The organism is Methanomicrobia archaeon, assembly GCA_016930255.1.
GTDB lineage: Archaea > Halobacteriota > Syntropharchaeia > Alkanophagales > Methanospirareceae > JACGMN01.
On sequence record JAFGHB010000028.1, the window covers coordinates 1 to 4,904 of the forward strand.

Genomic DNA, 4,904 nt, shown 5'->3' on the forward strand with positions numbered 1-4,904 from the left:
GATCGATGAATAGGGATCTGTTCGGGTTTAGACATGAACTAAGATACGAAAGATAAGTATTAAAAGTTTAGTACCTCACTATAATCACGTGATCATCCGTACCGTTCGCGCTCACGACGGTATCTGCGGGATTGGTTGAGTTAGCTTTTATGCGTAAATGGGAAACGTTAATAACCAGGGTCTCGTTGTAGCGCCCGGGCTCAACGAGAATCGTCTCACCACCGGTAGCATTATCGATCGCTTGCTGAATCGTCGGATAATCGACGCTCGGCACGTGATAAATATCCCCCGAGCTGCCAACCACTGCACGTGATGCCCCTGAAGTCTGCAGTTGTTCTTGCTGCAATACTGCAGTGCTCATGGCAGGCTTCCGAGCAGTGCGGATACTCCGGAAATTCGCCATGAAGTCATCAATTTGGAAGTCGGCCTTCCCCCCCGATCGGAAAGGGGGCGCAACCATTGTTCTATTAAAGCTCCACGGCCCTGATGGCGCGTGTGCAACCCGAGCATTTGCCCATGCGTCGTGAACCGTCGTATACTCGTCGGGCACGTTGATACCAACTGCCGCCGCCATGCCTATCGTCAGCGCAAAAGCTAGAAGAATGACAGTCGTCACACTAAAAATTCCTACCACTCTCTTGTGAATAGACATTTTACACCTCCTGGTCACCTCTTTGTCGTCTCACTATATATGTTTTTCGCTTTTACTTTACACTTTTGCTCTGTATGGGAAACCGAAACGACATGGCCCCTTACTAGGGCTCTCTAAACTGTCCGATCCGGTACTCAGCCTTGTAAGGTTCCTCAACCGTGTTGTTCCAGTAATCGACCGACAGATGGATCGCCCAGTAGCCGTCACGACCTTCATCAAGCAGTATTTTTATCGTCTTCGTCTCATGAACACCCAGTGCACGCAAGATCTTTTCGTCGTACACTTTCCAGTACGGATCGATAATATACCAATTAGAGAGATCCTGCCAGTCCCCGCCCGTATAGATCATCCCGTAGGTGTGAGTATTGGAAGAGCCCCATGCAATGGTCTTCGGCCCTAACTCCTTGTACGCCAATCTGCAGAGGTCGCGGGTATAATGAACACAAACCGCATCGTCATTCTTTGGAGCTTCAAGGCTCGTATAATGCGTTACCCAGGCGACAGTTCGGTTCAGATTCTGGGGATACAGCACTTCGTCAAGAATAAGCACCGGCTCTTTCCCCCGATCAATCGTGTAATTAGTCAGATTCCAAGCCGAGATATTCACGGCTACGCGATACCGATAATCCAGCGGGACACGGTCGGCGAAATAATAAAAGTCCTGCACATCGCAGCGGAAGTCCGCGTTCAGATCCCACGGCATGTACCACGTATATCGTTCGTTGAAGTGCGACTTCAAGATCGTCAAGTCTACATTATTGATAAAACCGTCATTATTGAAATCAAGGTCGGTCAAGGCGACGACACGTTTTTGCTGCTCGACGTTCCGCTCCTCGGCATCATCGCACGCGCCGATCGGGAAGCCAAAGAGAAGCGCGAGCACGAAGACCACCCTCAACGTTCCCCAAAAACTCCTTCCTTTCATCGCCAGCCACCACACCACCACCGACCGTTAGCGGCTCTTACTTTTGCTACCGCATCTCATGGATTAAGTACCTATACAGGGATTTATACTTTTTAGCGAGAACTATTCCTTCGGATGACCCTCGGTCTTTTTAGTCACCACACATCCACAATTCAAATCACCCGTCACCATTCTCGCCTTGCAACCACCACAGACCTGCACGTAGCCACATCCCGCACAATCAGTATCACTCTGCGAAAACGGGAAGGCTCGTAAATTAGCCAGGATCGTATCAACGCTATCCTTCCTCTGTGCCCACGGGAACGGGAAGAAACGGACACGCCCACACAGCGCCGTCAGGCTTGATGTACATCATGCCTTTGTCAGCCAAGCACCCGCCGATGAACTGCCCTATGAACCGTAGAACGCGTCTGCTTGGTATCCCACGGCGATGAAGTGCGTATGCCCAGTATTCCGGTGCTGCAACGGGAATGATGATTCCGCGCACGTCACGCTGCTTCTTCAGCAGTAAGTCTAGAAGCGCGTTGAACTCCTCGTGGTCAAGTGCAGTATCACGAGCTGTTTCGCCACGGCCGCACGGCACGAAGTTATAAACGAAGTAGGAATAAGCGCCGAGGGGAATCGCCATAATCGATGATTCGTTCGATTTCAGCGAAATTGCGCCTCGATGCCACGATATTCAAGTGCACATAGAGCTTTTCCGCAGTGCAATGCTCGATCCCTGCGATCACGGCATCGTAAGCGCCCTCTACACCACGGATAGCATCGTGTGTCTCGCGATTCATGCCGTCCAGGCCAATAACTACCCCGACATCGAAGGCTTTGAGCAATTTCGCAATCTCTTCCGTTATCAGCGTGCCGTTTGTTGCTATGAAGACGTTAAATCGTTTCGATTTCGCGTATGCGATCAATGCAAAGAGGTCTTCACGGAGCAAAGGCTCGCCACCGGTGAACACAAAGGTGCGAATGTCTAACGCGGCTATCTGGTCTATCAGTCTCATGCCCTCCTCTGTGGAGAGTTCGTCATATGTCGCTTCGCCGCCGAACGCGTGACAGTGGATGCACTTCAAATTACAACAGCCGGTCATTTCCCAGACTGTGTGCGGATTAACGCCGAAGCAACAAATCTGGCGTGCGCCGGCGCCTGCGTGGATAAGGTTCTGTAACCGGATCGCCCAGCGTAAAAAAGCACGTTTATTCCAGCCCGTGAGCCACGCGTATACCACAATCGCAACTGCCTGCTTCACTAGCTGCTGCGGGGGATTATAGAACGGTTTTAACCCTGGCGCGGCTAGTTCCTCTCATTCATCTCACGGGTTTACGTCTGTCTGTCTTTCTTGCGTGGTGAGCTGCTGCGCATGCGTACGTACACATTTCGCGGCGAACGTTCCGGCACCGACGCCGTTGTCTATGTTCACCACCGCCAAGCCCGGTGCGCAACTCTGGAGCATAGAAAAGAGCGCGGCAACGCCCTCACCGCCCAGACCGTAGCCCAAGGACGTCGGAACACCGATCACCGGCACGTCCACGAGCCCTGCCACGACAGAAGGCAAAGCGCCTTCCATACCGGCAACCACAATGAGCGCGACAACCTCCTCTTTTACCAGCTCTTCAAGCGGCGCAGCCAAACGGTGAATGCCCGCAATACCCACATCGTACGCCGTTATCACGTCGCACCCGCAGACGTCAGCAACAACTCGCGCTTCCTCGGCAACCGGTATGTCAGCAGTGCCAGCCGCGATAATACCGATTTTACCGTGCTTTTCGAAGCTATGGCCCCGTTGCTTTAGAAGAATCGTCCGTGCAACCGGATTATGATCAACTTCGAAATCCTTATCGTCATTCAAGCGCTTTTTTAGCGCCTTTACATCTTCTTCTCGCGCTCGACTTATTAACGCAAAACCCTTTGCCGTTGCATGTGCCATCGCTATATCCGCTACGCCGCTGCTGCTTTTGCCCTCGGCGAAGATAATCTCAGGTATGCCAGTCCGCTGCGCTCTGCCCAGATCTATCCGCGCGAAGTCTTTTAGCTGCTCTAACTGCTGCGATTTCAAGTGCTTACTCGCTTCTTCGATACTCAGGTCTCCGCGCGCGACTTTTTTTAGGAGCTCTTCCATACCAACACTTTTTCTTTTTCCAACAAAAAAGAGAACCTGTAGTAAACGAAGAAGAAATAGGTGCGGCGATGAAACTAGAAGACCTCGGCGAGCGCGGAGTAATAGAACGGATAACAAGAAAATTTCGGGTGGACAACCAAATAGTGACGGCCGGAGCCGGTGAGGACGACTGCGCCGTTATCGACATCGATAGAGCCAAAAACGGCTACCGGTATCTCGTCGTAACCACCGATTCGTTACAGCAATCGACACATTTCCCGCCTAGTATAACGCCGTTCCAAATGGGCTGGAGCGCCGTTGCCGTTAATCTGAGCGATATTGCCGCGATGGGCGCACACCCCTTTGCGTTCGTCATTGCGATGGGCATCCCACCTCAGACCGAGGCACCGCTTATGGACGAACTCACGACAGGGATAGAAGCATGCGCCTCTACGTACCATACAGCCGTCGTGGGCGGCGACATCACACAAAGTAACGAGCTTATCCTGACCGGAACGTGTCTCGGATTCGCAAACAACCCAGTAAGGAGATCAGGCGCTAAGGAAGGGGATTTATTATACGTGACGGGTTCACTCGGAAACGCTGCGCTCGCTTTGAAGATAATAACTAACGAGCTCAAAGTACCAAAACGCGTTGAAGAAATCGTAAAAAAGGCGCTGGTTCAGCCGCAGCCTCGCATCAATGAAGGTATTATCCTCGCTAATTCGGGCGTAGCGACTGCAATGATCGACATCAGTGACGGGCTCGCGCTTTCAATCGCAGAGATTGCGAAAAGTAGCAACGTCGGTGCTGAACTGTATGCAGATAGTGTGCCTGTGCTGAGCGAGGCTATTCGAGACGACAAGAACCTACATCTCTCAAAGGGAGAGCGAAGAGAGCTTGCGTTCTATTACGGTGGCGATTACGAATTGCTCTTTACGATTGATAAAAGCGTGCTGGAAAACGAGAAAATGCTACAAGGGCTAAAAAGAGAAGTGAATATGAGCATTATCGGCACAATAGTACCTGCAGAGGAGGGGATCTATTTTAAAGACGGCGATAAGGAAGAAAAGACGGAACTAAAGGGGTATCAACATTTTTAAATGGATTGTTTAAATACTCTACTTAATTTTCGCCAACCCCTAAATTTCTACCTAAGGTCCATACACCTAGGACCGTGGCCATGCATATTAATTCTGGCGCTAATCCTTAAGCGTGATATAAATCAATA

General features: G+C 51.1%; 6 protein-coding genes. 1 reads left to right on the forward strand and 5 read right to left on the reverse strand.

Annotation, left to right across the window (positions count from 1 at the left end; translation table 11 throughout):
* Window positions 1-67 precede the first annotated feature (67 nt).
* From JW878_04720 to larB, 5 genes are all read right to left on the reverse strand, one after another.
* Window positions 68-652 (reverse strand): hypothetical protein, encoded by a 585-nt coding sequence (locus JW878_04720; GenBank protein ID MBN1762365.1) that lies wholly within the window; start codon window positions 650-652, stop codon window positions 68-70.
* Window positions 653-755: 103 nt separating this feature from the next.
* Window positions 756-1,577 carry a hypothetical protein gene (locus tag JW878_04725; GenBank protein MBN1762366.1) on the reverse strand — a complete coding sequence of 274 codons (822 nt, stop codon included), beginning with the start codon at window positions 1,575-1,577 and terminating at the stop codon, window positions 756-758.
* A 277-nt stretch (window positions 1,578-1,854) separates the two neighbouring features.
* Window positions 1,855-2,205, reverse strand: a complete 351-nt coding sequence (locus tag JW878_04730; protein MBN1762367.1) for a hypothetical protein — start codon at window positions 2,203-2,205, stop codon at window positions 1,855-1,857.
* Entirely contained in the window at window positions 2,165-2,824 is a 660-nt protein-coding gene (locus JW878_04735) for a radical SAM protein (protein MBN1762368.1), read from the reverse strand. The genes JW878_04730 and JW878_04735 overlap by 41 nt, the downstream gene beginning before the upstream one ends.
* Before the next feature lie 63 nt (window positions 2,825-2,887).
* On the reverse strand, window positions 2,888-3,694 hold the full coding sequence (gene larB, locus JW878_04740) for a nickel pincer cofactor biosynthesis protein LarB (GenBank protein ID MBN1762369.1): 807 nt from the start codon (window positions 3,692-3,694) through the stop codon (window positions 2,888-2,890).
* A gap of 68 nt (window positions 3,695-3,762) precedes the next feature.
* Here larB and thiL point away from each other — a divergent pair, with 68 nt between their 5' ends.
* Complete coding sequence (gene thiL, locus JW878_04745; GenBank protein ID MBN1762370.1) at window positions 3,763-4,776, forward strand: thiamine-phosphate kinase; 1,014 nt, start codon at window positions 3,763-3,765, stop codon at window positions 4,774-4,776.
* The last annotated feature ends 128 nt before the right edge of the window (window positions 4,777-4,904 follow it).